The sequence below is a fragment of the Amycolatopsis sp. NPDC005232 genome (genome assembly GCF_040607795.1).
Taxonomy (GTDB): domain Bacteria; phylum Actinomycetota; class Actinomycetes; order Mycobacteriales; family Pseudonocardiaceae; genus Amycolatopsis.
Window position 1 is genome coordinate 1 of record NZ_JBEXHL010000057.1, and the last position, 25245, is coordinate 25245.

Below are 25245 nucleotides of genomic sequence, written 5' to 3' on the forward strand. Positions count from 1 at the left end.
CAACACCCCGCGCCGCGACACCACCTGTCTGTGCTGTTGGGTGCGCTCAACGCACCGAACGCCACATTGGGTGCGCTCAACGCAACCAACGCCACATTGGGGTGTCAGTGCGCGGGGTGACGGGTCAGGCGTCCGGGTCGTCGGTGGGCCGCTTGCGCTGCTGCTCGCCGAGCTTGCGCAGGAAGTCGGGGTCGTCGTCGGGCGCGAGGGTGGGCCGCCGATCGGGCACGCCGATGCGTTGCGCGCCGAAGGCCCGCCACAACAGAACGGCGATGGTGATCGCGCCCACCGCTGCGAGCAGAGCAATCATGCCCGGTCCTTCCGTCGTGCAAGGCCTTGCCGGTTCCCCACGTTACCAATCCGGCCAGAAGAAGGCGGGTGCTCAACCGGGCGTGACCACGTCTCGCAACCGTTCCCGCCGTGACTGTGGTCGGATTGGTAACCAACCGCACAGTAGCCCGAAATCGGCGAGGCGGCCCGAACCCCGGGTACGACGAAGGGTCGTGACCGGTAAGAGGTGCGGGAAGTCACCTCTTACCACTCACGACCCTCTCGTCGCGGTGGTTCAGGCCTTGCGGGCCGGTTCGCTCGCGTCGGTGGTGAGCTCGGCGAGGAGCTCGTTCACCTCGGACTCGCGGAACCTGCGGTGCCCGCCCGGGGTCCGGATCGAGCCGATCCGGCCGGCCGTGGCCCACCGGGTGACCGTCTTCGGGTCCACCCGGAACAAGGCGGCCACCTCTCCCGGGGTGAGCAACCTTCCGCCCATCGTCGCGGTCATTTTCCGCCTCCTTAACGACCTACTTGCTATACCGGAGGCATCGGGCCTTTCGCCCGTCGCGCCGGGGTAGCCAACGCGGCAATCGTGGCACTTCACCCGTCGGGTACTCGAACGGTTGTCCTTGAGTAAAGAGCCCTTAAAGTGCAAAAGGGACATAACCTCTGGCGTCCTCCCGTGTGTGAAGTCCTTGTTCAAATGGCTCTGACCAGGAGGTTTTCTTCTGCGGAGCGGCGGCCTCAGGTAAAGACGCGCCAAAGGGGCATCGCGGGCGATAGCGGCCATCGGCGACGTTGTGACGCAGTAGACACTCTGTCCGTTGATCCGGGCGTCTTACCTTCCCTGCAGCCGGCGCGGGCCGCGAAGCATAATGAGCCGGTGGATCAGCTGGACCGGAAGATCATCGCGGCGTTGCGGGTCAACGGCCGGGCCACCTACGCCGACCTCGGCCGTTCCGTCGGTTTGTCGGCCTCGTCGGTGCACGAGCGAGTGGGCAAGCTCGAGGCCGCGGGGGTGATCACCGGCTACCACGCGATGGTGGACCCGGGCACCGTCGGCCTGGGCGTCACGGCGCTGGTGGGCATCCACCCGACGGACACCGCCACCGACGAGGACGTGGCCACCGCGCTCGGCGAGCTCGCCGAGGTGGAGAGCTGCTACGCCGTGGCCGGCGACGAGGCGTTCGTGGTGAAAGTGCGCGTGTCGACCGTCGACGAGTTGGAGCACACGCTCGGGCGGCTGCGGCGCATTCCGGGCGTCGGGCGCACGAACACGACGGTGGTGCTCTCGACCCGCTTCGAGGGCCGTCCGAACAACGCGGGCCTGGACGAAGAGGCCGAGAACAAGGCGTAGCCTCCTTTGATGTGAGCGAATCGCCGGAACCCGAATCGCCGGAAAACCTGCCTCGTGACCTGACGCTGTACCTCGTCGCGCGCTTCGCGCTGGTGGCCGTGGTCGCCTGGGTGCTGTCGCTGGTCGGGGTGCCGCTGCTGGTGGCCCTCCTTATCGGGCTCGTCGTGGGCCTGCCGCTGGGTCTGCTGCTCTTCCGCAAGCTCAACGCGCGCGTGACGGCCGGGCTGGCCAAGCGCAACGAGTCGCGGGCTCGCGCGCGGGCGGCCCTGCGCGCCCAGCTGCGCGGTGACCTCCCGTCGAACCCGGGCGACGAGGCCGCGTGAGCCGGCTCCACAACCGGGCCTGGGTGCGTGAGGCCGTCCGCATCATCGAGGCCGACGCGAACCGCAGTGCCGACACCCACCTGCACGTGTTCCCGCTGCCCCAGGAATGGGGCGTCGACCTGTACCTGAAGGACGAGTCCGTGCACCCCACGGGCTCGCTCAAGCACCGGCTGGCCCGGTCGCTGCTGCTCTACGGCCTCGTCAACGGCCAGATCGGCCCGGACACCACGCTCATCGAGGCCTCCAGCGGCTCGACGGCGGTGTCCGAGGCGTACTTCGCGCGCATGCTGGGGCTCAAGTTCGTGACCGTGGTGCCGCGGCGCACGAGCAAGGAGAAGATCGCCCTCATCGAGTTCTACGGCGGCGAGTGCCACTACGTCGACCGCGCCCCGGACATGTACTCGGAGGCCGAACGCCTCGCGGCCGAGTGCGGCGGGCACTACCTCGACCAGTTCACCTACGCCGAGCGGGCGACCGACTGGCGCGGCAACAACAACATCGCGGAATCGGTGTTCGCACAGATGCGCGCCGAGCGGCATCCGGTGCCGTCGTGGATCGTCGTCGGCGCCGGGACGGGCGGCACGAGCGCGACGTTCGGGCGGTACGTGCGGTACAAGCGCCATACGACCAAGATCGCCGTGGTGGATCCGGAGAACTCGTCCTTCTTCAGTGCCTGGGAAACCGGGGCGCTGGACTACTCGACGGGGATGCCGTCGCGGATCGAGGGGATCGGCCGGCCGCGGGTGGAGCCGTCGTTCGTGCCCGGGGTGATCGACGAGATGTTCTCGGTGCCGGATGCCGGGTCGCTTGCCGCCATCCGGTTGTTGCGGGACCACACGGGGCACTGGGCCGGTGGGTCTACGGGAACGAACCTGTACGGCGCGTTTTTGCTGATCTCGCGGATGATCGCCGAGGGGCAGGCCGGGTCTGTCGTCACGTTGTTGTGTGACGGTGGGGATCGGTATGCGAACACGTACTACTCGGATGAGTGGTTGGCGGAGCAGGATCTCGATATCGCGCCGTATCGGGCGAAGTTCGATGAGTTTCTGTTGACCGGTCGATTTGAGGGGTAGGTCCGGTCCTCTGGTTCTTCGGTCCTCGCAGGGCCGTGTTGCGTGGGGTGTGGCTAGAACGCCAGGGCCACCGCGCTGAGGACCGCCCAGGCGAGCATGGCCAGGCCCGTGTCGCGTAGGGCCGGGATGAGTTCGCGGCCCACCTTGCCGCCGCCGACCGCGCGGACGGACTTGAGCAGCATGGGGGCCGTGACCAAGGCGATGAGCAGCAGCGGGTGCCAGATGCCGAGGACGACGGTGAGCACGTACGGCACCGTCACCAGTGCGAGGTACAAGCGGCGCGTGCCGCCGTCGCCGAGGCGGGTGGCGAGGGTGCGTTTGCCCGACTCGATGTCGGTGGGGATGTCGCGGAGGTTGTTGGCCGTCAGCACCGCCGTGGAGAAGCAGCCGACCGCGACAGCGCAGCCCAGGCCGGCCCAGCTGACGCGCCCGGCCTGCACGTAGACGGTCCCCAGCACGCCGGCGAGGCCGAAGAAGACGAAGACGGCGATCTCGCCGAAGCCGTAGTAGCCGTACGGCTTCTTGCCGCCCGTGTAGAACCACGCGCCGAGGATGCAGACGCCGCCCATGATCAGCAGCCACCAGAAGCCGGTGAGGGCCACGAGCAGCAGGCCCAGCACGCCGGCCAGGCCCAGACACGCCAGCGCCGCCGCGAGGACGGCCTTCGGGGCGGCCGTGCCGGAGCCGACGAGGCGCAGCGGGCCGACGCGGTTCTCGTCGGTGCCGCGCACGCCGTCGGAGTAGTCGTTGGCGTAGTTCACGCCGATGATCAGAGCGAGCGCGACCAGCAGCGCGAGCACCGAACGCCACCACGAGAACGCGTCCAGCGCGATCGCCGCCCCGATGCCCGCGACCACCGGCGCGATCGCGTTGGGCAGCGTCCGCGGGCGGGCGCCTTCGATCCACTCACTCACTGTCGCCATGGTCGTTATTCAACGCCATGCGATCTTCACCCGATCAGGAACCCGTGACCTGCCACGTGAGGGTCCCGCTGCTGTTCGGCTCGTCGGCCGACGCGGCGCCCGCGCCGATGACCAACCCCACCGCAAGAGCCACGACCGCCACGGCAGCCTTCGTCCACCTCGTCATACCCCGAGGCAACCGTGATCACTGGCACCCTGTCAACGATCCGGCGGGATTTCACGCCGTCCGGAGGTCGAACAGGGCTTTGACGGCTGCCCGGTCGATCTTCCCGGGGCCCCGCAACGGCAATTCGGCCGTGAACTCGACCTGCTTCGGCGTCGCCGCGGCGCCCAGTTCCTCGCGGACGACGGCGCGGAGCGTTTCGCCCGCGACCGTTCCCTCCGCGACCACCAACGCGACCACCGCTTCACCCCACTGGGGGTCCGGGATCCCGACCACGCAGACGTCGCGCACGCCCTTGATCGCACCGAGCACCCGCTCCACCGACCCCGCCGACACCTTCACGCCGCCGGTGTTGATCACGTCGTCCGCGCGGCCGAGGACCTCGACGCGGCCGTCGTCGAGCAGCCGCCCGCGGTCGGACGTGCGGAACCAGCCGTCCTGGAACGACTCCTCGGTGAGCGAAGGCGCGAGCCGGTAACCGTGGGCCAGCACCGGCCCGGAGATCCGCAGCCGCTCGTCGGCGTCCGGCTCGACGCGCACCCCGTCGAGCGGCACCCCGTCGTAGACGCAGCCACTCGCGGTCTCGCTCATGCCGTACGCGGGAACGATCCGCACCCCGGCCTCGACAGCCCGCGTACGCAGCTTCGCCGACGTCGCCGCAGCGCCCAGCACGATCCCGTCGAACGCGCGGGCCGCGGACAGCCCGGCTCCGCCGTCGTCGAGCAGCCGGACGAGCTGTGTCGGCACCAGCGCCGTGTACCGCGGCCCGTCCTCGGCCAGCACCGGCGCGGCGGCGGCGGCGAACTCGTCCGGCCGGAAGCCCGCCCCGGTCAGGAACGTGGCTTTCGTGCCCGCCAGCCGCGCGCGGACCAGTACCTGCAGGCCGCCGATGTAGTGCGCCGGCGTGGCGAGCAGCCAGTGACCCGCCCCGCCGAGCCGCGCGTGCGTGGCAGTGGCCGACGACGTCAGCGCGCCCGGCGAGAGCAGCACGCCCTTCGGCGCGCCCGTCGACCCGGACGTGGCGATGATCACGGCCGTGTCCGGTTCGGTCGGCGTGTCCGGCGCCATCGCCTCGAGCACGCCGGGCGCCGCCGGGTCGGCCGAGGACAGCGGCAGCACGGTATCGCCGCCGTCCAGCGCCGCCGCCACGGCCGTGTCCAGGGCGGACACCGCTTCGGCGCTCCCGTCGAGCCACACCACACGCACAAGGTCTCCCGGTGGATCAGTAGTAGTACGGGACGTCGGACCAATCCGGGTCCCGCTTCTGCAGGAACGCGTCGCGGCCTTCCACGGCTTCGTCCTGCATGTACGCCAGCCGCGTGGTCTCGCCTGCGAAGAGCTGCTGGCCGACGAGGCCGTCGTCGATCGCGTTGAACGCGTACTTCAGCATGCGCTGAGCCGTCGGGGATTTGCCGACGATGGCCCAGCCCCACTCCAGCGCCACCTTCTCCAGATCGGCGTGGGGGACGACCTCGTTCACCGCGCCCATGTGGTGCATCTGCTCGGCGGTGTAGTCGCGGCCGAGGAAGAAGATCTCGCGCGCGAACTTCTGCCCGACCTGGCGCGCGAGGTAGGCGGAGCCGTAGCCCGCGTCGAACGAGCCGACGTCGGCGTCGGTCTGCTTGAAACGCGCGTGCTCGGCGGAGGCGAGCGTGAGATCGCACACGACGTGCAGCGAGTGCCCACCGCCCGCGGCCCAGCCCGGAACGACCGCGACCACCGGTTTCGGCATGAACCGGATCAAGCGCTGGACCTCGAGGATGTGCAGCCGGCCGGCGCGCGCGGGGTCGACCGTGTCGGAGGTCTCCCCACTCGCGTACTGATACCCGGAGCGTCCGCGAATACGCTGGTCACCGCCGGAACAGAACGCCCAGCCGCCGTCCTTGGGCGACGGCCCGTTGCCGGTGAGCAGGACGCAGCCGACGTCGGAGCTCATCCGGGCGTGATCGAGGGCGCGGTAGAGCTCGTCGACCGTGTGCGGGCGGAAGGCGTTGCGGACCTCCGGACGGTCGAACGCGACGCGGACCACCCGTTTGCCGGAGCGGCTCTCGGCAGAGCGGTGGTAGGTGATGTCGGTGAAGGCGAAACCTTCGACCTCGGTCCACGCGGCGGGGTCGAACAGCTCGGAAACTCGGGCGTCATCCACGTTTGGGAGAATAGGACCTGTGGACATCTCTGCTGTGCCTGATGCCGCCTCCGCGGGAGGTAGCGCGTCTGTGGGCGACCTACCCGGAGCCTGCCGGTGAACCCCTCCACCGCGCAGGCCAGGGTCATCGTCGACGAACTGGTCCGCAACACCGTGTCCCACGTCGTCCTCTGTCCGGGCTCGCGTAACGCGCCGCTGTCGATCGCGCTCTACGACGCGGCCGCGGCCGGCCGCCTCAAGCTCCACGTGCGCATCGACGAGCGCGGCGCCGCGTTCCTCGCGCTCGGCATCGCCGCGCGCACGGGCCGGCCGTCGGCAGTGGTCTGCACCTCCGGCACGGCGGCCGCGAACTTCCACCCGGCCGTGCTCGAGGCCGACCGCGCGGGCGTGCCGCTGATCGTGCTCACGGCCGACCGGCCGCCCGAGCTGCGTTCCGCCGGTGCCAGCCAGGTGATCGACCAGTACCAGCTCTACGGCGACGCCGTGCGCTACTTCGACGAGCTGGCCGTCGCCGAGCGGCGCGCCGGCCAGAACTCCTACTGGCGCAGCCAGATCTGCCGCGCGTGGAACGCCGCCTACGGCGAGTGGCGCAGCGGCCCGGTGCACCTGAACATCCCGTTCCGCGAGCCGCTGGTGCCGGACCTCGACGATGACGGTGAGTGGTACGAGTCCACCGAAGGCCGTGCCGACGGCGAACGCTGGACCGAGCTCCCCGACTTCGGCGCCCTGCCGTCCTTTGTGGTCCCCTCGGCCCGCCACGGCCTCGTGATCGCGTGCGACACCGGTGTGCAGGCGGCCAGCGAGTGGGCCGAGCAGCACGGCTGGCCGGTGGTTTCGGAGACCGGTGGTTTGGGCCTGTCCGGCTCCACGGCCATCTCGTCGGGCGCGTGGCTGCTGGGCGTCGAGGAGTTCATCTCACGGCACAAGCCGGAGCAGGTCCTGTGCCTCGGCCGGCCGACGGTGTTCCGGCAGGTCCAGAACGTGCTCTCGGACCCCGCGGTGGAAGTTCTGCTGGTCCGCCCCGACTCCGACTGGCCCGCGCCGGCGCACAACGTCCGCCAGGTCGGCCAGTGGTTCGCCGAGCCCACGAAGCCCGCGGACCCGGAGTGGCTCGCCGGCTGGCAACGCGCCGACGCGGCTGCTGCCGCGGCCGTTTCTCTCGCTCTGGCCGAGGAGCCGTGGCCCAGCGGGTTGAGCGTCGCTTCGGAGCTGGTGGACGCCCTGCCGCAGGGTGCTCTTCTGGTGGTGGGTTCGTCGAACCCGACCCGCGATGTCGCGCTGGCCGGGACCCTGCGTCCCGACGTGCTCGTCCACCGCAACCGCGGCGTCGCCGGCATCGACGGCACGGTCTCCACGGCCATCGGTGCGGCCACCGTGCACCGCGCGCCTTCGTACGCTTTGCTGGGCGATCTGACTTTCTTGCACGACGCTTCCGGCCTGCTGACCGGTCCCGCCGAGCAACGTCCGGACCTCACCATCGTCGTCCTCAACGACGACGGCGGCGGGATCTTCTCGCTGCTGGAACAGGGCGCACCCGAGCACGCGGACAGCTTCGAGCGAGTGTTCGGCACTCCCCACGGCGCCGACCTGGGCGCGTTGTGCGCGGGCTACCGGGTGCCGCACGTGGTGGCCACTTCGGTGTCGGAGTTCCGCGCCGCGTTGAAGCCCGCGTCGGGCCTGCGGGTCGTCGAGGTGCGCGTGGACCGCTCGCGCCACCGCGACCTGCACGCCCGCTTGCGCAAGGCCGTGGCTTCGGCCGTCGGCAACGGCTGAGGTTCAATCCAGCGCGGTCCGCCACGCGTCCTGGTGGGCGTCGAGGTAGTCCGCGGTCGCGAGCCAGTAGGGGCCGTCCTCACGCCAGATGCGCGACCACGGCTGCGCTGCGGCGTTCGCCCGCAGGAAGCTGTGCATCGCGCGGGCGCGGCGGCCGAGCGCGGCCGGAAGCTCGGCTCGTTGGCGCTCGTCGAGGCCGTAGCCGTCGGTGAACGCGCGCAGGCGGGCGGTGGATTCCGCGACCAGCCGGTCGGCGCGCAGGTCCGCCGCGGTCTGCGCGGTGTAGGCGAGGTCCCACACCGTCGACGCCGGCGCCGCGCAGTCCCAGTCGATCAGCACCCATCCACGCTCGGCGCGCACGATGTTCCACGGTGCCACATCGTTGTGGCACAGGAGTTCTTCGCGATCGGGCGGGATGAGCCGCTGCCAGGCCGCGCCCGGCGGCGGGACGAATCCGGCCAGCGCGTGGTGCAGCTCGGCCAGCGTCCGGCCGAGGTCGCGCAGGTCGCCGGGGGAGAACGGGCCGCCCACCTCGCCCGGCACGAACTCCAGCACCTGCCGGCCGCGCTCATCGCGCCCGAGTGGCCTCGGCGCCGCGCGGAACCCGACCGAACGCAGGTGCGCCAGCACCGCGTCCACGGCTTCGGTCCACGGCCCGGCCGGGCGCCGCACCGTGGCACCGACGCGGACGACGCCGCTCGTCACGTTCCCGACCAGTGGTTCTTCCGTCACACGATCGAGAATCGCCCCTTCGTCAAGTGATTACCTCCCGGAGTCCCAGCGGGTAAGAACCTCCCAACGGACGTACCTCGCAACTCGAACCCTGGCTACGTTCGAGCGCGTTGATCACCGTCTGGGAGGAAACGCCATGCGTGGAAGAGGTCGGGCCGGGCTCGGGTTGGTCGCGGCGGGAGTGGTGTCGGTGCTGGTCGCGGGGGTGGCGTCGGCCGCGCCGCAGCCGGGGGCGCCGGGGGTGGGTGATCCGTACTACCCCAACGCCGGCAACGGCGGCACCGACGTCTTGCACTACGACATCCGCCTGACCTACCAGCCGGACACCGACCGGCTGGCGGGCACGACGACGCTGCTGCTCACCGCGACGCAGGACCTGTCGCGGTTCGACCTCGACTTCGCGCTCAAGGCCAAGAGCGTGCTGGTCGGCAACGAGGCCGCGACCTTCGCCAACCAGAACGGCAACGGCGAGCTCGTCATCACCCCCGCGCACCCGCTGCTCAAGGGCCAGACCACCACCGTCGTCGTCGCCTACGACGACACGCCGTCCACCGAGGCTGTCGACGGGCTGCACGGCTGGAAGCACGGCGCGTTCGGCGCGCTGGGCGTCGACGAGCCGCAGAGCGCGCAGTGGTGGTTCCCCTCGAATGACCACCCCACGGACAAGGCGACCTACGACGTGAGCATCGAGGCGCCGGACGGCAACGCGGCCATCACGAACGGGACTCTCGTGCGCAAGACCCAGTCGCGCGCCGGCTGGACGCGGTGGAACTGGCGCAGCACGAAGCCGCAGGCCACCTACCTGACGTCGTTCGTCGTGGGCAAGTACGAGGTGAACCAGTCGACGACGCCGGACGGCAAGCCGTTCATCACCGCGTACGGCTCCGACCTCGGCGACTCCCTCTACGCGGCCAAGGCGAGCGTCGAGCGGACGCCGGAGATCGACGCGTTCCTGGCCACGCAGTTCGGGCCGTTCCCGTTCGAGGCCGAGGGTGGCGTGGTCACCAGCGGCATCACGTTCTCGCTCGAGAACCAGACCCGCCCGACCTATGGGCTGAAAAACTTCCTCAACGGTTCCAACACCACGCTCATCGCCCACGAGAACGCCCACCAGTGGTTCGGCGACAACGTCTCGCTCGGCAAGTGGAGCGACATCTGGCTCAACGAGGGCTTCGCGTCCTACGCCGAATACCTCTGGTCCGAACACGAGGGCGAGGGCACCACGGCCGAGCTCGCCCAGTACGCCTACGACTCCTACGCCGCCGACGACGCGTTCTGGCAGGTCCTGCCCGGCGACCCGGGCGAGGAGAACCAGTTCGACGGCGCCGTCTACGACCGCGGTGCGATGGCCCTGCAGGCCCTGCGCACCACCGTCGGGGACGACGCGTTCTTCGCCATCCTGCAGAAGTGGCAGGCCACGAAGGCCGGCGGCCACGGCGTGATCCCGGAGTTCGAGGCGCTGGCCGAGCAGGTGTCGGGCAAGCCGCTGCAGGCGTTGTTCCAGACGTGGCTGTACGCGTTGGGCAAGCCGGCCGTCGGTCCGAACGGCGCTGCCGCTCGGGTTGCGCGGGCGGGCCACGCTCTGGTCAAGCCGAAGTCCTACGACCAGATCCGGGCCAACCACCGCATGCTCGCCGCCGCGGGAGAACGGTGAGGCACTACTGTGCCGATCGTTACCAATCCGACCACAGTCACGGCCGAATGGCTTCGTAGCAACGGTCACGTGCCGAGTGGGGGTCGGCCTACTTTTGGCCGGATTGGTAACCTCGCGACGTGACGGTCAGGCGTGAGCGGGCGAGGCGCATCGGGTGGTTCGCCGTCCTCGGTGTCGCCTCGCTCCTCACCGTGATGTGCGTGAGCCTGCTCTTCGCGGCGATCCGCAACGACAACGCCATCGAGTCCCACCTCGGCACGGCCACGGCCACCGTCGAGTCGGTGAACTTCGACCGCACGATCATCCAGTTCCAGAGCCCGGACGGCATCGTCCACAGCCCGGCCAACGGCGTTCTCTACCCGTCCGGCCTCATGGCGGGCCAGCTCGTGGCCATCGAGTACGACGTCACGAACCCCGACCGCACCGCCCGCGTCGCCGGCCGCACCGCGACGCTCACCCTCCTGCCTCTGGGCACGACGATTCTGTTCACCTGGCTGGTCGCGGGCCCGCTGATGTGGTGGCTGCGCCGCCTCATCAAGCGCGACCGGGCCGCTCGGGCGGCTGCCGAGGTGCCGGAGGTCCCGGTCGCCTGACCCGCGAGGTCGTCTTGGTCTGCGGCGCTGACCCTCTCGCTGCGACGTGGTTGTGGCGGCTCCGCCGAGGCGCGCGGGGTTGGCTTCGTGTTCACCCGGCGCCGGATTCGCCGCGACGTGATCGCTACGCGGACTGATCGAGCGCAGCGTTCAGGCGACCGAGACCCGGCCGCCCGAACGCCGGATCAGGTCGTGGCGACCGTCGCCGTCTCCTGCCACCAGCTCAGGACCTCGTCCGCGACCCCCGGGGCGGCCACGAGCAGGCCGTCCGTCGGCAGCGTCGTGTCTTCGCCGTGCTTGTCCAGAACCACCGCGCCGGCCTCGATGGCCATGGCGACGGAGCCCGCGACGTCCCATTCGTGGTAGCTGTGCAGCACCGCGGCGGCCGCGTGGCCCAGCGCGACCTGCGCGATCGACAGCGCGGCCGAGCCCAGCACCCGCACGCCCGCGTGGGCGGCCGCCGCGCGCTCTATGAAGCCGCCCATCCCCGGCCACGGCCCCTTGCGCGCGAGCTCGGTGCAGACGATGGCGCCGGCCGTCACGCGGCGGTCGACGAGCCGGATGGGTTTGCCGTTGGCGCGGGCACCGCGGCCGCGGGCGGCGGCGTAGATCTGGGCGCGGTACGGGTCGGCGACCACCCCCACCACCGGCCCGGACGCGTCGATCAGTGCGAGGCTGTAGGCGCACCAGGGCACGCCGGCGACGTAGTTGGCGGTGCCGTCGACGGAGTCCACGACCCAGCGGTACTCGGCCACGTCGGCGCCGTGGTCGGCGCCGAACTCGTGGCCGACCACGGGTATGCCGGGGAACTCGGCCGTCAGCACCCGGCGGGTGTGGCGCTCGAGGATGCGGTCGGTGTCGGTGACCCAGTCGAACGGGGAGTCCAGGGTCGAGGGGTGGGCTCCGCGGCCCGCCGTCGCGGTGATCACGTCGGTGGCGTCGTTGGCCAGCCGGCCGGCCACCTCGAGAGCCCTCGAGAGCAGCCCCGGCTCCACGGGCTGCGACGGCCTGGAGGACAAGAGGGTCATGCCTGCTTAGTCTGGGCCGTCCTGGTTTCCGGGACACGACCTTGAGGTGACATGTCGTGGCGAATCTGTTGACGGACTGTGTTCGGAAGCCAACGCTTCGGAGTGTTCGAACACCGTTGGCCGAGCTGTCACGAAGGATTGGTCCGGGTCGCACACACCGGTGCGACAGTGGCCGGGTGCGAGTCGCCATAGTCACCGAAAGTTTCCTGCCCCAGGTGAACGGCGTGACGAACTCTGTGCTGCGGGTCGTCGAGCACCTGGTCGACCGCGCCCACGACGTGCTCGTGGTGGCGCCGGGACCGGGGCCCGAGTCCTACCGCGGCGCACCGGTCGTCCGCATCCCCGCGCTGGACGTGCCCGGCGTGCACTCCCTGCCGATCGGCCTGCCGACGCGCACCGTGCTCACGGCACTCAGCGGCTTCCGCCCGGACGTGGTGCACCTGGCCTCGCCCTTCGTGGTGGGCGCGCGCGGCCTGGCCGCGGCGCGGCGCCTGCGGGTGCCGTCGATCGCCGTGTACCAGACCGACATCGCGGGCTTCGCCACGTCGTACGGCTTCGGCATCGGCGCGCGCGCCGCCTGGCGCTGGGTGCGCCGCGTGCACTCGCGGGCCGACCGGACGCTCGCTCCGTCCTCCGACTCCGTCGAGCAGCTGCGGCTGCACGGCGTGCCCCGCGTGCACCGCTGGGCGCGCGGCGTGGACATCGACCGCTTCTCGCCGTCGCACGCCGACCCCGCGCTGCGGGCCGAGCTGGCGCCCAACGGCGAGCTGCTCGTGGGCTTCGTCGGGCGGCTGGCGCCGGAGAAGGAAGTCGACCGGCTGGTGTCGCTGGCCGGCGTGCCCGGCATCCGCGTGGTCGTGGTCGGCGACGGCCCGGAGCTGCCCTCCCTGCGCGAACGCCTCCCCGGCGCCGCCTTCCTCGGCGCGAGGTACGGCGACGAGCTGTCGGTGGCCTACGCGAGCCTCGACGTGTTCGTCCACACGGGACCGCACGAGACGTTCTGCCAGGCCGTCCAGGAAGCCATGGCCTCCGGCCTGCCGGTGCTCGCCCCGGACGCGGGCGGCCCGAAGGACCTCGTCCTGCCCGGCCGCACGGGGTACCTGCTGCCCGCCGACCGCGACGAGTTCGGCCGCGCGCTCGTCGAGCGCATCGACGACCTGCGCGACGCCGCCCTGCGGGCGCGGCTGGGGGAGAAGGCTCGGAAGGTCGTGCTGGGCCGGACGTGGCCCGCGGTCTGCCGGGAGCTGGTGGGTCACTACGAGGCCGTGCAGGACCGGGCCGCGCGCGCGGCCTGAGCGATGCACATCGTCCAGCTGGCGAACTTCTACGGGCCGCGCTCGGGAGGGCTGCGGACTGCCCTGCACCACCTCGGCGCGGGCTACGTCGCCAGCGGGCACCGCGTGACCCTCGTCGTGCCGGGCACCCGGTATGCCGTGGAGACGCTGCCCACGGGCGTGCGGCGGTACTCGCTGCCGGCACCTCGGATCCCCGGCACGGGCGGTTACCGGGCGGTCGACCCGCATCGCGTGCGGTCTGTGCTGCGGCGGCTTGCGCCGGATCGCCTGGAGGTCTCGGACCGGCTGACGCTGCGCGGGATGGGCACGTGGGCTCGCCGCAACGGTGTTCCCAGCACGGTGATTTCCCACGAGCGTCTCGATCGTCTGCTGGAGCAGTTTCTTCTGCCACGGCCGGTTGCGCGCGGTGTCGCCGACGTCGCCAACCGCCGGATGGCCGCCAGCTACGACACGGTCGTGTGCACCACCGCCTTCGCCCGCGCCGAGTTCGACCGGATCTCCGCGCCCAACGTCCGCCGGGTCCCCCTGGGTGTCGACTTGGCGACCTTCGCGCCCTCGATGCGCTCGGACTCGTGGCGGCATTCGCTGGCCAGTGGCGCGGATGCCCTGCTGGTCCACTGTGGACGCTTGTCTCCCGAGAAACACGTGGAGCGCAGCGTCGACACGGTCGCCGAGCTGACGGAGTCCGGCGCCCGCGTGCGCCTGGTGATCGCCGGCGACGGGCCTCGAAGACGCGCGCTGGAACGCCGCGCCCGCGGCCTCCCCGTGACGTTCCTGGGATTCCTCTCCGGCCGCGACGAGGTCGCTCGCTTACTGGCCACCGCCGACGTCTCGCTCGCCCCGGGCCCGCACGAGACGTTCGGGCTGGCCGCCCTCGAAGCCCTCGCCTCCGGCACCCCCGTGGTGGTCTCCGCGTCGTCCGCCCTGCGCGAAATCGTCCGCCCCGGCTGCGGCGCCGCCGTCGACGACCACGCCCCCGCCTTCGCCACCGCGGTCACCGGGCTCTTGGACAGCCCCGAAGACCTCCGCCGCGCCGCCGCCCGCGCCCGCGCCGAGGAATTCGCCTGGCCCGAGTCGGTGCGGGGCATGCTCGCTGCCCTCGGCTGACGTTGGTTGGCTTTGGCTGGCTTTGGCCGAGCCGCGACCGGCCCCTCCGCACCGTGCGACGACCACGAGGGGACCGTTCACGCCGGTCGCTGGGCGCGAGCGGTCCGATCGCGAACGGTCCAGTCGCGCCAACCCCTGGCTGCGCGAGTGGACCTTTAGTGCCGCTGGCAGGCTGCGAGGGGGCCGTTCGTGTCGTGCCGCGCTGGTGGGGCGAGTGGACCGTTCGCGCCGCTCGCAGCCCGCGAAGGGACCGTTCGTGCCGTCGCGGACGTGCGAGGGGACCGCTCGCGCAGAGTCAACCGCCGCGACCGGACGCCGCCGCCGTGACCCCAGATCGCCCCAAGCCCACCCCGGACGCCCGACCCCACCCCAGACGCCCCAGCCCACCTGACCAGCGCCTCAGCCACCCTCAGAGGGTGAGCTGTCCGTGAGTGTCTAGATTCGAGGCATGCCCCGCGCCAGTCTGGACAAGGATCCGCACGAAGTCGCCGCGATGTTCGACGGCGTGGCGTCCGGTTATGACCGGGCGAACTCGTTCATGACGTTCGGGTTCGACCGGCGGTGGAGGACCACCACGGCGCGGGTGCTGGACGCCAAGCCGAGTGAGAAGGTGCTCGACCTAGCGGCTGGGACGGGCGTGTCGACGGTCGAGTACGCGCGTGGCGGGGCGTGGTGCGTGGCGGCCGACTTCTCGGTCGGCATGTTGCGCGCGGGGCTGCACCGGAAGGTGCCGATGGTCGCGGCGGATGCGTTGCACCTGCCGTTCAAAACCCACACCTTCGACGCCGTCACGATCTCCCTCGCGTTGAGGAACTTCGTCGACACCAAGGCCGCGCTCACCGAAATACTCCGTGTGGTCAAGCCAGGGGGCCGGCTGGTCATCTGTGAGGTGTCGACGCCCACGTTCGCGCCCATCCGGTTCTTCTACCGGCGCTTCGTCCTGAAGCTGCTCACGTGGGTCGGCAGCCGCTCGTCGACGAACCCCGAGGCCTACTCCTACCTGGCCGAATCGATGCTCGCGTGGCCCGACCAGCGGGCGCTCGGCGAGATCATCGCGAGCGCCGGCTGGACGGAAGTGGAGTGGCTGAACCTCACATTCGGCGTCGTCGCCATTCACCGCGCGAAGAAGCCCTCCGTAGACTCGTGACATGACGATCTCCCGCCGCAGCCCGGACCACGACGCCGAAGTGATCGTGGTCGGCGCCGGACCGGCCGGTGCCACCGCGGCCACGTACCTCGCGCGCGCGGGAGTCGACGTGCTGCTGCTGGAGAAGACCGAGTTCCCGCGCGAGAAGGTCTGCGGCGACGGCCTCACGCCCCGCGGCGTCAAACAGCTGATCGACCTCGGCATCGACACGAGCGAAGAGAACGGCTGGGTCCGCAACCGCGGGCTGCGCATCCTCACCGGCGACCTCACGCTCGAGCTCGACTGGCCCGACCTCACCAGCTACCCGCCCTACGGCGTCGCCCGCACGCGCCAGGACTTCGACGACCTGCTGGCCAAGACCGCGGTCAAGGCCGGCGCGCGCCTGTACGAGCGCACCACCGTCACCAACGCCATCACCAGCTCGTCCGGCCGGGTGGTCGGCGTTGAGGCGAAGGTCGGCCCCGAGAAGACGCCGGTGAGCTACCGCGCGCCGCTCGTGCTGGCGTGCGACGGCGTGTCCGCGCGGCTCGCGCTGAGCGTCGGCATCGAGAAGAACGAGAAGCGTCCCATGGGCGTCGCCGTGCGCCGGTACTACAAGAGCCCGCGCCACGACGACCCGTTCATCGAGGGCCACCTCGAGCTGTGGGACCGCTCGGACCCGCGCAACCCGAAGCTCCTGCCGGGCTACGGCTGGGCTTTCCCGCTCGGCGACGGCACGGTGAACGTCGGGCTCGGCATGCTCTCGACGTCCGCCTCCTTCCGCAACACCGACTACCGCGCGCTCCTGCGCCAGTGGCTCGACGGCACGCCCGAGGAATGGGGCTACCGCGAGGAGAACGCCATCGGCAAGGTCGGCGGCGCCGGCCTCCCCATGGGCTTCAACCGCACCCCGCACTACCGCGACGGCCTGCTGCTGCTCGGCGACGCCGGCGGCATGGTGAGCCCGTTCAACGGCGAAGGCATCTCCGCCGCGATGGAGTCGGCGCAGCTCGCGTCTGAGGTCGTCGTGCAGGCGCTCGCCCGCCGCGAAGGCCCTTCGCGCGAGCGCGCGCTGCAGGGTTACCCGCGCGCCGTCGGCGAGCTGATGGGCGGCTACTACCGCCTCGGCAACGTCTTCGCGAAGCTCATCGGCAACCCGAAGGTCATGCACGTGTGCACCAAGTACGGCTTGCGGATCAACAAGATCCTTCCGTTGGTGTACAAGGGACTTTCCGGCTGCTACGACGCCAAGGGCGGCGACGGCGTCGACCGCCTCATCGCGGCCCTCGCCCGCGCCACGCCCAGCCCCCGCTGACCGGGACGCCCGCCGGAAGCACCCCAATGTGGCGTTCGGTGCGCTCAACGCACCCAATGCGGCGTTCGGTGCGCTCAACGCAACCAACGCCGCATTGGGGCGGTCCGGGCGGAAGGTGAGCCGGCACCGGAATACCCGGCTGGAGCAATGGTTGCCCGGCCGGTCAGGTGGGATACGTCACAAGATCACGTCCGGATTGTCCCCGGCTAACCCGGTAATCAACCCCTTATTCGCTGGTCCCGCGAGTGCGACCTGCGCTGCACCGTCCTGGCCGGGCGGTCAAGTTAGGTAAGCCTCATACCACGGCCCCTAGAGACGGCCGTGTGAGTCGCGTCCTACACTCCCCCCATGCTTGTGAATCGCTTCACATCCACGACGAGTGGCTTGTGAACTATTTCACAAGCAACCTGCGGTCCCACCACGGGCCGTAAGGGTGCCCTGACCCTCGGCGGTGTGACCCAGCTCCCTTAGGGTGCCGACGAGGAAGCGGACCACCACCCGAAAAGCAACCCGCAGCGGCGCGGAAAGGATGGCGAAGACCCCGTGCTGATGTTGCCCGTGCTGGCGCAGGCCGACCCCAGTGGAGCTGCGGCCGCGCCTGGCCTGAAGGTGTACCTGCCGCTCGTCCTGTTGTTCGTGCTGGCGCTCGGTTTCGCCACCCTGTCGGTGCTGCTGGGCCCGCTCGTCGGCCCCAGCCGCTACAACAAGGCGAAGCTCGCGGCCTACGAATGCGGGATCGAGCCTTCGCCGCAGCCGCTCGTCGGCGGCGGCCGGATGCCGGTGGCGTACTACATCACGGCGATGCTCTTCATCCTGTTCGACATCGAGATGGTGTTCCTCTACCCGTTCGCCGTGAACGCGAACGCGCTCGGTGTGTTCGGCCTGGTGGAGATCGTGCTGTTCATCGTTACGGTCGGGTTCGCGTACGCCTACGTGTGGCGGCGCGGCGGCCTGGATTGGAACTGAAGCCATGGGCCTCGAAGAGAAACTCCCCAACGGCATCCTGCTGGCCAGCCTCGAGGGCCTGGTCAACTGGGCGCGCAAGAACTCGCTGTGGCCCGCCACCTTCGGGCTCGCGTGCTGCGCGATCGAGATGATGACCGTCGGCGGCTCCCGCTACGACATCGCGCGCTTCGGCATGGAGCGCTTCTCCGCCACCCCGCGCCAGGCCGACCTGATGATCGTGGCCGGCCGCGTGACGCAGAAGATGGCGCCCGTCCTGCGCCAGATCTACGACCAGATGGCCGAGCCGCGCTGGGTGCTCGCGATGGGCGTCTGCGCCTCGTCGGGCGGCATGTTCAACAACTACGCCGTGGTGCAGGGCGTCGACCACGTGGTGCCGGTCGACATGTACCTCCCCGGCTGCCCGCCGCGCCCCGAGATGCTGCTCGACGCGATCCTCAAGCTGCACGCCAAGATCCAGGACGAGCCGATCAACGCCCGCCGCGCCGCCATCCGCGCGGCGAGCGGCGCGCGCACCGAGCTGATCCCGTCGTCGATCAAGTACGCGAAGAAGTGAGCCCGGTGCCCGACAACCCCGAGACCCCCGAATCCCCGCAGACGCCCGAGACCGGCGGCGTGCAGTCCAGCGCCGAGCGGCCCGAAGCGGGCCTCGAGCCGCAGGGCGCGACGCCCGCGGCTCCGGTGGAGCCCGTCGTCGCCGGCCGCGCCCGCAAGGGCATGTTCGGCGTCACCGGCAGCGGTGACACCTCCGGTTACGGCGGCGTGCGCCTGCCCGCCTACAGCCCGCCCCCGGCCGAGCGCCCGTACGGCGGCTGGTTCGACGAGTTCGCCGACGAGTTCTACGCGGCCTTGGCGGACAACAAGGTTCCGGCCGCGGCGGTCCTGCAGACCACGGTCCACCGCGACGAAATCACCTTCTACGTCGACCGCGAGCACCTCCTGGAAATCGCGCGAGTGCTGCGCGACGACACCGGCCTGCGCTTCGAGCTGCTGAGCTCGGTGTCCGGCGTGGACTACGGCGTGGACGTGCCGCAGCGCCTGCACTCCGTGTACCACTTCACGTCGATGACCTACCGGCGCCGCATCCGCGTCGAGGTCACCCTCGACGTGGACGACGCGCACGTGCCCTCGCTCGTCGGGCTGTACCCGACGGCGGACTGGCAGGAGCGCGAGACCTGGGACATGTTCGGCATCGTCTACGACGGACACCCGGCGCTCACCCGCATCCTCATGCCGGACGACTGGGACGGCCACCCCCAGCGCAAGGACTACCCGCTCGGCGGGATCCCGGTCGAATACAAGGGCGCGGAGATCCCGCCGCCGGACCAGCGGAGGTCGTACTCGTGACCACCAGCGGTCTGTGTCGTCGGGCGCGGAAATCCCGACCCTGTCAACACCAGCGGAGGTCGTACTCGTGAGCACCGAGAACATGTCCGAGATCAACACAGCTCCCGAGATCATCGACGGCGACGAAGAAGCCTTCGGTTACGCCGATTCCCGCGACACCACCGAAGGCCGCGTCTACACGGTCTCCGGCGGCGACTGGGACGACGTCGTCTCCGACGCGCAGCACGACGAGCGCATGGTCATCAACATGGGCCCGCAGCACCCGTCGACGCACGGCGTGCTCCGGCTCGTGCTGGAGATGGAGGGCGAGACCGTCACGCAGCTGCGGTCGGTCATCGGCTACCTGCACACCGGCATCGAGAAGAACTGCGAATACCGCACCTGGACCCAGGGCGTCACGTTCGTGACGCGCATGGACTACCTCGCGCCGCTGTCCACGGAGATGGCCTACTGCCTCGGCGTGGAGAAGCTGCTGGGCATCAAGGCGCCGCCGCGCGCGGAGCTGCTGCGCGTGATGCTGCTGGAGATCAACCGCATCGGTTCGCACCTGGTCTACATCGCCACCGGCGGCATGGAGCTCGGCGCCACCACCGCGATGACGCTCGGCTTCCGCGAGCGCGAAGAGGTCCTGCACCTGCTGGAGCACCTGACCGGGCTGCGCATGAACCACGCGTTCATCCGCCCCGGCGGCCTCGCGCAGGACATGCCGGCCGACTTCCAGGAGAAGGTCTCCGCGTTCTGCAAGGTGATGGACAGCCGTCTTCCCTTGTACGACAAGCTCTTCACCGGCCAGCCGATCTGGCGCAACCGGCTCAAGGGCGTGGGTGTCCTGCCGGTCGACGCGTGCCTCGCGCTCGGCGTCACCGGCCCCATCCTGCGTTCGGCGGGCCTGCCGTGGGACCTGCGCAAGACCGAGCCCTACTCGCGCTACGACGAGATCGAGTTCGACGTCCCGACCTCGACCGACGCCGACTGCTGGGCGCGGTACCTCATCCGCGTCGAGGAGATGCACCAGAGCCTGCGGATCATCAAGCAGGTCCAGAAGATGCTCGAACCGGGCCCGGTCATGGTCGAGGACAAGAAGGTCGCGTGGCCCGCGCAGCTCTCGATCGGCAGCGACGGCATGGGCAACTCGCTCGAGCACGTCAAGAAGATCATGGGCCAGTCGATGGAGTCGCTGATCCACCACTTCAAGCTCGTCACCGAGGGCTTCCACGTGCCGCCGGGCCAGGTGTACTCGCCGGTCGAGTCGCCGCGCGGTGAGCTCGCGGCGCACCTGGTGTCCGACGGCGGCACCCGGCCGCTGCGCGTGCACGTGCGCGAACCGAGTTTCGTGAACCTGCAGTCGATGCCCGCGATGGCCGAGGGCGGGCTGGTGGCCGACGTGATCGCAGCGGTCGCGTCGATCGACCCGGTGATGGGGGGAGTGGACCGATGACGTACTCGACGGCAGTTCCGGAGCCGGGGCCGCACGACGCGAAGACGACGCACGCCGCGGCGGGCGCCGACACCGACGTGGTCGGCATCGCACCCGACCCGGCCGCGGCCGAAGGCATCCTGGCCGACAACCCGGCCGTGGACGTGTTCGAAGAGGACACCCACACGCGGGCGAAGGAGATCATCGCCCGCTACCCGGTGGCGCGCTCGGCGCTGCTGCCGATGCTGCACCTCGTGCAGTCGGTGCAGGGGTACGTCAGCCAGGAGGGAATTTCCTTCTGCGCCAAGCACCTCGACCTCTCCGACGCGGAGGTCAGCGCGGTCGCGACGTTCTACACCATGTACAAGCGCCGCCCCTGCGGTGAACACCTGGTGAGCGTCTGCACCAACACGCTGTGCGCGGCGATGGGCGGCGAGGCGATCTACAAGAAGCTCCAGACACACCTCGGTTCCGACGCCGCACCGCTGGGCCAGGAGGAGACGGCGGGCACTCCGAACGAGCCCGGCTCGATCACGCTGGAGCACGCCGAGTGCCTCGCGGCCTGCGACCTCGCCCCGGTCATCCAGGTCAACTACGAGTACTTCGACAACCAGACGCCGGAGAAGGCGGTGGCGCTGGTCGACGCGCTGCAGGCGGGCAAGAAGCCGGCCCCCACGCGCGGCGCGCCGCTGACGAACTTCAAGGGCGCGGAGCTGCAGCTGGCCGGGTTCTTCCCGGAGGACGAACAGACTTACCGCGGGGACGTCGACGGGCCGTCGCAGGCCGTCGAAACCCTGCGGGGCGCGCAGATCGCGGCCGACCGCGGCTGGACCGCGCCGGCGACGCAGGACGTTCCGCTGCCTGAGTTGGAGAAGAAGTAATGCCCGATCCCATTACTCCGGTCCTCACGAAGCGCTGGCTGTCGCCGAACTCCTGGCGCATCGAAACCTACGAGCAGCTCGAGGGCTACACGGCCGCGCGCAAGGCGCTCGCCGGCACGCCCGAGCAGCTGGTGCAGGTCGTCAAGGACTCCGGTCTGCGCGGGCGCGGCGGCGCGGGGTTCCCGGCCGGCGTGAAGTGGTCGTTCATGCCGCCGAACTTCGACAAGCCGCACTACCTGGTGATCAACGCCGACGAGGGCGAGCCGGGCACGTGCAAGGACATCCCGCTGATGATGGCCGACCCGCACTCGCTCATCGAGGGCTGCATCATCGCCTCGTACGCGATGCGGTCGAACCACTGCTTCATCTACGTGCGCGGTGAGGCCCTGCACTGCATCCGCCGGCTCAACGCGGCCGCGCGCGAGGCGTACGCCAAGGGCTACCTCGGCAAGAACATCTTCGGCACCGGTTACGACCTCGAGCTGACTGTGCACGCCGGCGCCGGCGCGTACATCTGCGGCGAGGAGACGGCGCTGCTCGACTCGCTCGAGGGCCGCCGCGGCCAGCCCCGCCTCAAGCCGCCGTTCCCTGCGGCCGCCGGCCTCTACGCCGCGCCGACCACGGTGAACAACGTCGAGACCATCGCGAGCGCGCCGTTCATCATCAACGCGGGATCCGACTGGTTCCGCGAGATGGGCCGCGAGAAGTCGCCCGGCCCGAAGATCTACTCGATCTCCGGCCACGTCGAGAAGCCCGGCCAGTACGAGTGCCCGCTCGGCACCACGCTGCGCGAGCTGCTGGAGCTCGCGGGCGGCATGAAGGATGGCATCCCGCTGAAGTTCTGGACGCCGGGTGGTTCTTCCACGCCGATGTTCACCGCGGAGCACCTCGACGTGCCGCTCGACTTCGAGGGCGCGGCCGAGGCCGGCTCGATGCTCGGCACCACCGCGGTGCAGGTCTTCAACGAGACCGTGTCCGTGCCGTGGGCCGTGATGAAGTGGACCGAGTTCTACGAGCACGAGTCCTGCGGCAAGTGCACCCCGTGCCGCGAAGGCACGTACTGGCTCGCGCAGATCCTGGAGCGCATGGTCGAGGGCCACGGCACCGCCGAGGACATCGACACGCTGCTGGACGTCTGCGACAACATCCTCGGCCGCTCGTTCTGCGCCCTGGGTGACGGCGCGGTGTCGCCGATCCAGAGCGGGATCAAGTACTTCCGCGAGGAGTTCCTCGCGCTGTGCGAAAAGAACAAGGCCGCCCAGCCCGAATTGGTGGGAGCTCAGGCATGACGATCGCGCCCGACAAGCCCGCGACCACGGAGACCCCGGTCCCCGAAGGCCACGTGAAGCTGACCATCGACGGTGAAGAGGTCATCGCGCCCAAGGGCGAGCTGCTGATCCGCACCGCCGAGCGGCTCGGCACGGTCATCCCGCGCTTCTGCGACCACCCGCTGCTCGACCCGGCCGGCGCCTGCCGCCAGTGCCTCGTCGAGGTGGAGATGGGCGGCCGGCCGATGCCGAAGCCGCAGGCCTCCTGCACGATGACGGTCGCCGACGGCATGGTCGTGAAGACGCAGCTCACCTCCGGCGTCGCCGACAAGGCGCAGCAGGGCGTGATGGAGCTGCTGCTCATCAACCACCCGCTCGACTGCCCGATCTGCGACAAGGGCGGTGAGTGCCCGCTGCAGAACCAGGCGCTGGCGCACGGCCGCACGGAGTCGCGGTTCGTGGACACCAAGCGCACGTTCCCGAAACCGCTGCCGATCTCCACGCAGGTGCTGCTGGACCGCGAGCGCTGCGTGCTCTGCCAGCGCTGCACGCGGTTCTCCGCGCAGGTGGCGGGCGACCCGTTCATCGAGCTCCTCGAACGCGGCGCCCACCAGCAGATCGGCACCGCCGAGACGGCCGACGTGCTGGACCTGGCCTCCCGTACGACGAGTGGCCAGCCGTTCCAGAGCTACTTCTCGGGCAACGTCATCCAGATCTGCCCGGTCGGCGCGCTCACGAGCGCCGCGTACCGGTTCCGGTCGCGCCCGTTCGACCTGGTGTCCTCGCCGAGCGTGTGCGAGCACTGCTCCTCGGGCTGCGCGGAGCGCACCGACTTCCGCCGCGGCAAGGTGCAGCGCAAGCTCGCGGGCGACGACCCCGAGGTCAACGAAGAGTGGCTGTGCGACAAGGGCCGCTTCGGGTTCCGCTACGTCCAGGCCGACGACCGCATCCGCCGCCCGCTGGTCCGCAACGAGGCCGGCGTGCTGGAGGAGGCCTCCTGGACCGACGCGCTGCGTGCCGCGGCCGAGGGCCTCACCAAGGCCCGTGACGGCAAGGGCGTCGGCGTGCTCACCGGTGGCCGGCTGACCGTCGAGGACGCCTACGCGTACTCGAAGTTTGCGCGGCTCGCCTTGCGCACCAACGACATCGACTTTCGCGCTCGCGCGCACTCGGCCGAGGAGCTGGCGTTCCTCACCTCGTCGGTCTTGGCCACCACGCCGGAGACCGGCGTGACCTTCGGCGAGATCGAGCAGGCCCGCACGGTCCTGTGCGTGGCCTTCGAGCCGGAGGACGAGGCGCCGATCGTGTTCCTGCGGCTGCGCAAGGCGGCCCGCAAGAACCGCACCCGCGTCGTCCACTTGGGACAGTGGACCACCTCGTCGGTGCGCAAGACCTTCGGTGAGCTGCTCGCCTGCGTGCCGGGTGGCGAAGCGGCCGCGGTCGACGGCATCGCGCAGCACGCGCCGGACCTCGACTCCGCCCTGGCCGGCGGCAACGCGGTGATCCTCGTCGGCGAGCGCGCCGCCGAGGTCCCTGGCCTGTTCTCCTCGCTGCAGGCGCTGGTCCTGCGCACGGGCGCGCGGCTCGCGTGGATCCCGCGCCGAGCCGGTGAACGCGGTGCGCTGGCCGCCGGCTGCGTGCCGACGCTGCTGCCGGGCGGTCGCTCGGTCACCGACGCCGCGGCTCGCGCCGAGGTCGCAAAGCACTGGGGCGCCGAGCTTCCCGCCACGGCGGGCCGCGACACCACGGGCATCCTGGAAGCCGCTTCCGGCGGCAGCCTCGACGGCCTGGTCGTCGGCGGGCTCGACCCCAACGACCTGCCCGACCCGGACCTGGCCCGGCGCGCGCTCGACAACGCGGGCTTCGTCGTCAGCCTGGAGCTGCGGGCGAGCGAGGTCACCGAGCGGGCGGACGTGGTCCTGCCGATCGCGCCGTCGGTCGAGAAGGCGGGCAGCTACCTCAACTGGGAAGGCCGCCACCGCGAGTTCGACATCACGGTCGAAGGCACCGGGGCTCTCTCTGACGGTCGGGTGCTCGACACCCTCGCCGTCGAGATGGACGTGGACCTGTTCACGCAGACGCCGGCCGCCGCGGCGGGCGACTTCGCCAAGCTCGGCCAGGGCACGACGAACTGGGGCCACATCGCCACCGGGGCGCAGGCCGCGCCGGTGCCGGGCGCCGGCCAGGCCGTGCTCGCCACCTGGCGGCAGCTGATCGACAACGGCTCGCTGCAGGACGACGAACCGCACCTCAAGGGCACGCAGCGCAAGCCCGTGGCCCGGCTCTCGGCGAAGACCGCCGAAGGCCTCGGCGCCGTGGTCCGGGTGTCCACCGAGCGCGGCTCGATCACGCTGCCTGTCGAGGTCGCCGACCTGCCCGACGGGGTCGTGTGGCTCCCGGGCAACTCCGACGGCTCCGCCGTCCGCGCCGCACTGGCCGCGGGCCACGGCGCGCTGGTGCAGATCTCCGGAGGTGAACAGTGAGCCCGCAG

At 70.6% G+C, this 25245-nt stretch carries 25 protein-coding genes; 17 read left to right on the forward strand and 8 right to left on the reverse strand.

Annotated elements, in window-relative coordinates; all coding sequences use genetic code 11:
* Positions 1-124 precede the first annotated feature (124 nt).
* Positions 125-310 (reverse strand): hypothetical protein, encoded by a 186-nt coding sequence (locus tag ABZU76_RS48830; RefSeq protein WP_220245962.1) that lies wholly within the window; start codon positions 308-310, stop codon positions 125-127.
* A 255-nt stretch (positions 311-565) separates the two neighbouring features.
* Positions 566-778 carry a BldC family transcriptional regulator gene (locus ABZU76_RS48835; protein ID WP_072474890.1) on the reverse strand — a complete coding sequence of 71 codons (213 nt, stop codon included), beginning with the start codon at positions 776-778 and terminating at the stop codon, positions 566-568.
* Positions 779-1153: 375 nt separating this feature from the next.
* Here ABZU76_RS48835 and ABZU76_RS48840 point away from each other — a divergent pair, with 375 nt between their 5' ends.
* Genes ABZU76_RS48840 through ABZU76_RS48850 form a run of 3 tightly spaced genes read left to right on the forward strand, consistent with a single transcriptional unit; the run spans position 1154 to position 3023 of the window.
* Positions 1154-1627: an Lrp/AsnC family transcriptional regulator gene (locus ABZU76_RS48840; RefSeq protein WP_220245963.1), complete on the forward strand. Its 474-nt coding sequence runs from the start codon at positions 1154-1156 to the stop codon at positions 1625-1627.
* 11 nt (positions 1628-1638) lie between these two features.
* Positions 1639-1950, forward strand: a complete 312-nt coding sequence (locus ABZU76_RS48845) for a DUF4229 domain-containing protein (RefSeq protein WP_354884509.1) — start codon at positions 1639-1641, stop codon at positions 1948-1950.
* Positions 1947-3023, forward strand: a complete 1077-nt coding sequence (locus ABZU76_RS48850; RefSeq protein ID WP_354884512.1) for a PLP-dependent cysteine synthase family protein — start codon at positions 1947-1949, stop codon at positions 3021-3023. The genes ABZU76_RS48845 and ABZU76_RS48850 overlap by 4 nt, the downstream gene beginning before the upstream one ends.
* A 53-nt stretch (positions 3024-3076) precedes the next feature.
* On the opposite strand, the gene ABZU76_RS48855 is transcribed toward ABZU76_RS48850, so the two are convergent.
* From ABZU76_RS48855 to ABZU76_RS48870, 4 genes are read right to left on the reverse strand one after another with little or no spacing between them, the layout of a single operon-like run.
* Positions 3077-3946, reverse strand: coding sequence for a 1,4-dihydroxy-2-naphthoate polyprenyltransferase (locus ABZU76_RS48855; protein ID WP_354884515.1), 870 nt, complete (start codon positions 3944-3946; stop codon positions 3077-3079).
* A gap of 34 nt (positions 3947-3980) precedes the next feature.
* On the reverse strand, positions 3981-4112 hold the full coding sequence (locus ABZU76_RS48860) for a hypothetical protein (RefSeq protein ID WP_354884518.1): 132 nt from the start codon (positions 4110-4112) through the stop codon (positions 3981-3983).
* Between the two features lie 51 nt (positions 4113-4163).
* The gene (menE, locus tag ABZU76_RS48865; RefSeq protein ID WP_354884521.1) at positions 4164-5315 is read right to left on the reverse strand and encodes an o-succinylbenzoate--CoA ligase; all 1152 of its coding nucleotides are present in this window, start codon (positions 5313-5315) and stop codon (positions 4164-4166) included.
* Positions 5316-5331: 16 nt separating this feature from the next.
* Complete coding sequence (locus ABZU76_RS48870) at positions 5332-6255, reverse strand: 1,4-dihydroxy-2-naphthoyl-CoA synthase (protein ID WP_220245968.1); 924 nt, start codon at positions 6253-6255, stop codon at positions 5332-5334.
* Between the two features lie 96 nt (positions 6256-6351).
* On the opposite strand from ABZU76_RS48870, the gene menD reads away from it, so the two are divergent.
* Positions 6352-8028, forward strand: a complete 1677-nt coding sequence (menD, locus tag ABZU76_RS48875; RefSeq protein WP_354884524.1) for a 2-succinyl-5-enolpyruvyl-6-hydroxy-3-cyclohexene-1-carboxylic-acid synthase — start codon at positions 6352-6354, stop codon at positions 8026-8028.
* A 3-nt stretch (positions 8029-8031) separates the two neighbouring features.
* Here menD and ABZU76_RS48880 read toward each other — a convergent pair whose 3' ends face one another.
* Entirely contained in the window at positions 8032-8760 is a 729-nt protein-coding gene (locus tag ABZU76_RS48880) for a phosphotransferase (protein WP_354884527.1), read from the reverse strand.
* A 136-nt stretch (positions 8761-8896) separates the two neighbouring features.
* Between ABZU76_RS48880 and ABZU76_RS48885 the strand changes: the two genes are divergently transcribed.
* Both ABZU76_RS48885 and ABZU76_RS48890 read left to right on the forward strand, forming a co-directional pair.
* Positions 8897-10414: a M1 family metallopeptidase gene (locus ABZU76_RS48885; protein WP_354884530.1), complete on the forward strand. Its 1518-nt coding sequence runs from the start codon at positions 8897-8899 to the stop codon at positions 10412-10414.
* Positions 10415-10533: 119 nt separating this feature from the next.
* Complete coding sequence (locus ABZU76_RS48890; RefSeq protein WP_354884533.1) at positions 10534-11007, forward strand: DUF3592 domain-containing protein; 474 nt, start codon at positions 10534-10536, stop codon at positions 11005-11007.
* 185 nt (positions 11008-11192) lie between these two features.
* On the opposite strand, the gene ABZU76_RS48895 is transcribed toward ABZU76_RS48890, so the two are convergent.
* The gene (locus tag ABZU76_RS48895; protein WP_354884536.1) at positions 11193-12035 is read right to left on the reverse strand and encodes an inositol monophosphatase; all 843 of its coding nucleotides are present in this window, start codon (positions 12033-12035) and stop codon (positions 11193-11195) included.
* A 224-nt stretch (positions 12036-12259) separates the two neighbouring features.
* On the opposite strand from ABZU76_RS48895, the gene ABZU76_RS48900 reads away from it, so the two are divergent.
* The 11 genes from ABZU76_RS48900 (at position 12260) to ABZU76_RS48950 (ending at position 25237) form a co-directional block, all read left to right on the forward strand.
* Positions 12260-13330, forward strand: a complete 1071-nt coding sequence (locus tag ABZU76_RS48900; protein ID WP_304504325.1) for a glycosyltransferase family 1 protein — start codon at positions 12260-12262, stop codon at positions 13328-13330.
* 3 nt (positions 13331-13333) lie between these two features.
* Positions 13334-14437 (forward strand): glycosyltransferase, encoded by a 1104-nt coding sequence (locus ABZU76_RS48905; protein ID WP_354884538.1) that lies wholly within the window; start codon positions 13334-13336, stop codon positions 14435-14437.
* A 448-nt stretch (positions 14438-14885) separates the two neighbouring features.
* Complete coding sequence (locus ABZU76_RS48910) at positions 14886-15584, forward strand: class I SAM-dependent methyltransferase (RefSeq protein ID WP_354884541.1); 699 nt, start codon at positions 14886-14888, stop codon at positions 15582-15584.
* 1 nt (position 15585) lies between these two features.
* Entirely contained in the window at positions 15586-16878 is a 1293-nt protein-coding gene (locus ABZU76_RS48915) for a geranylgeranyl reductase family protein (protein ID WP_354884544.1), read from the forward strand.
* Positions 16879-17427: 549 nt separating this feature from the next.
* A complete protein-coding gene (locus tag ABZU76_RS48920; protein WP_354884578.1) occupies positions 17428-17844 on the forward strand; it encodes an NADH-quinone oxidoreductase subunit A in 417 nt (138 codons plus the stop codon).
* 4 nt (positions 17845-17848) lie between these two features.
* Positions 17849-18397: an NADH-quinone oxidoreductase subunit B gene (locus ABZU76_RS48925; protein ID WP_204091789.1), complete on the forward strand. Its 549-nt coding sequence runs from the start codon at positions 17849-17851 to the stop codon at positions 18395-18397.
* Between the two features lie 5 nt (positions 18398-18402).
* On the forward strand, positions 18403-19188 hold the full coding sequence (locus tag ABZU76_RS48930; protein WP_354884547.1) for an NADH-quinone oxidoreductase subunit C: 786 nt from the start codon (positions 18403-18405) through the stop codon (positions 19186-19188).
* An 82-nt stretch (positions 19189-19270) separates the two neighbouring features.
* A complete protein-coding gene (locus tag ABZU76_RS48935) occupies positions 19271-20626 on the forward strand; it encodes an NADH-quinone oxidoreductase subunit D (protein WP_354884581.1) in 1356 nt (451 codons plus the stop codon).
* Complete coding sequence (nuoE, locus tag ABZU76_RS48940) at positions 20623-21486, forward strand: NADH-quinone oxidoreductase subunit NuoE (protein ID WP_354884550.1); 864 nt, start codon at positions 20623-20625, stop codon at positions 21484-21486. Before ABZU76_RS48935 ends, nuoE begins: the two co-directional genes overlap by 4 nt.
* On the forward strand, positions 21486-22775 hold the full coding sequence (gene nuoF, locus ABZU76_RS48945; RefSeq protein ID WP_220245981.1) for an NADH-quinone oxidoreductase subunit NuoF: 1290 nt from the start codon (positions 21486-21488) through the stop codon (positions 22773-22775). Before nuoE ends, nuoF begins: the two co-directional genes overlap by 1 nt.
* Complete coding sequence (locus tag ABZU76_RS48950; RefSeq protein ID WP_354884553.1) at positions 22772-25237, forward strand: NADH-quinone oxidoreductase subunit G; 2466 nt, start codon at positions 22772-22774, stop codon at positions 25235-25237. The genes nuoF and ABZU76_RS48950 overlap by 4 nt, the downstream gene beginning before the upstream one ends.
* Positions 25238-25245: the final 8 nt, after the last annotated feature.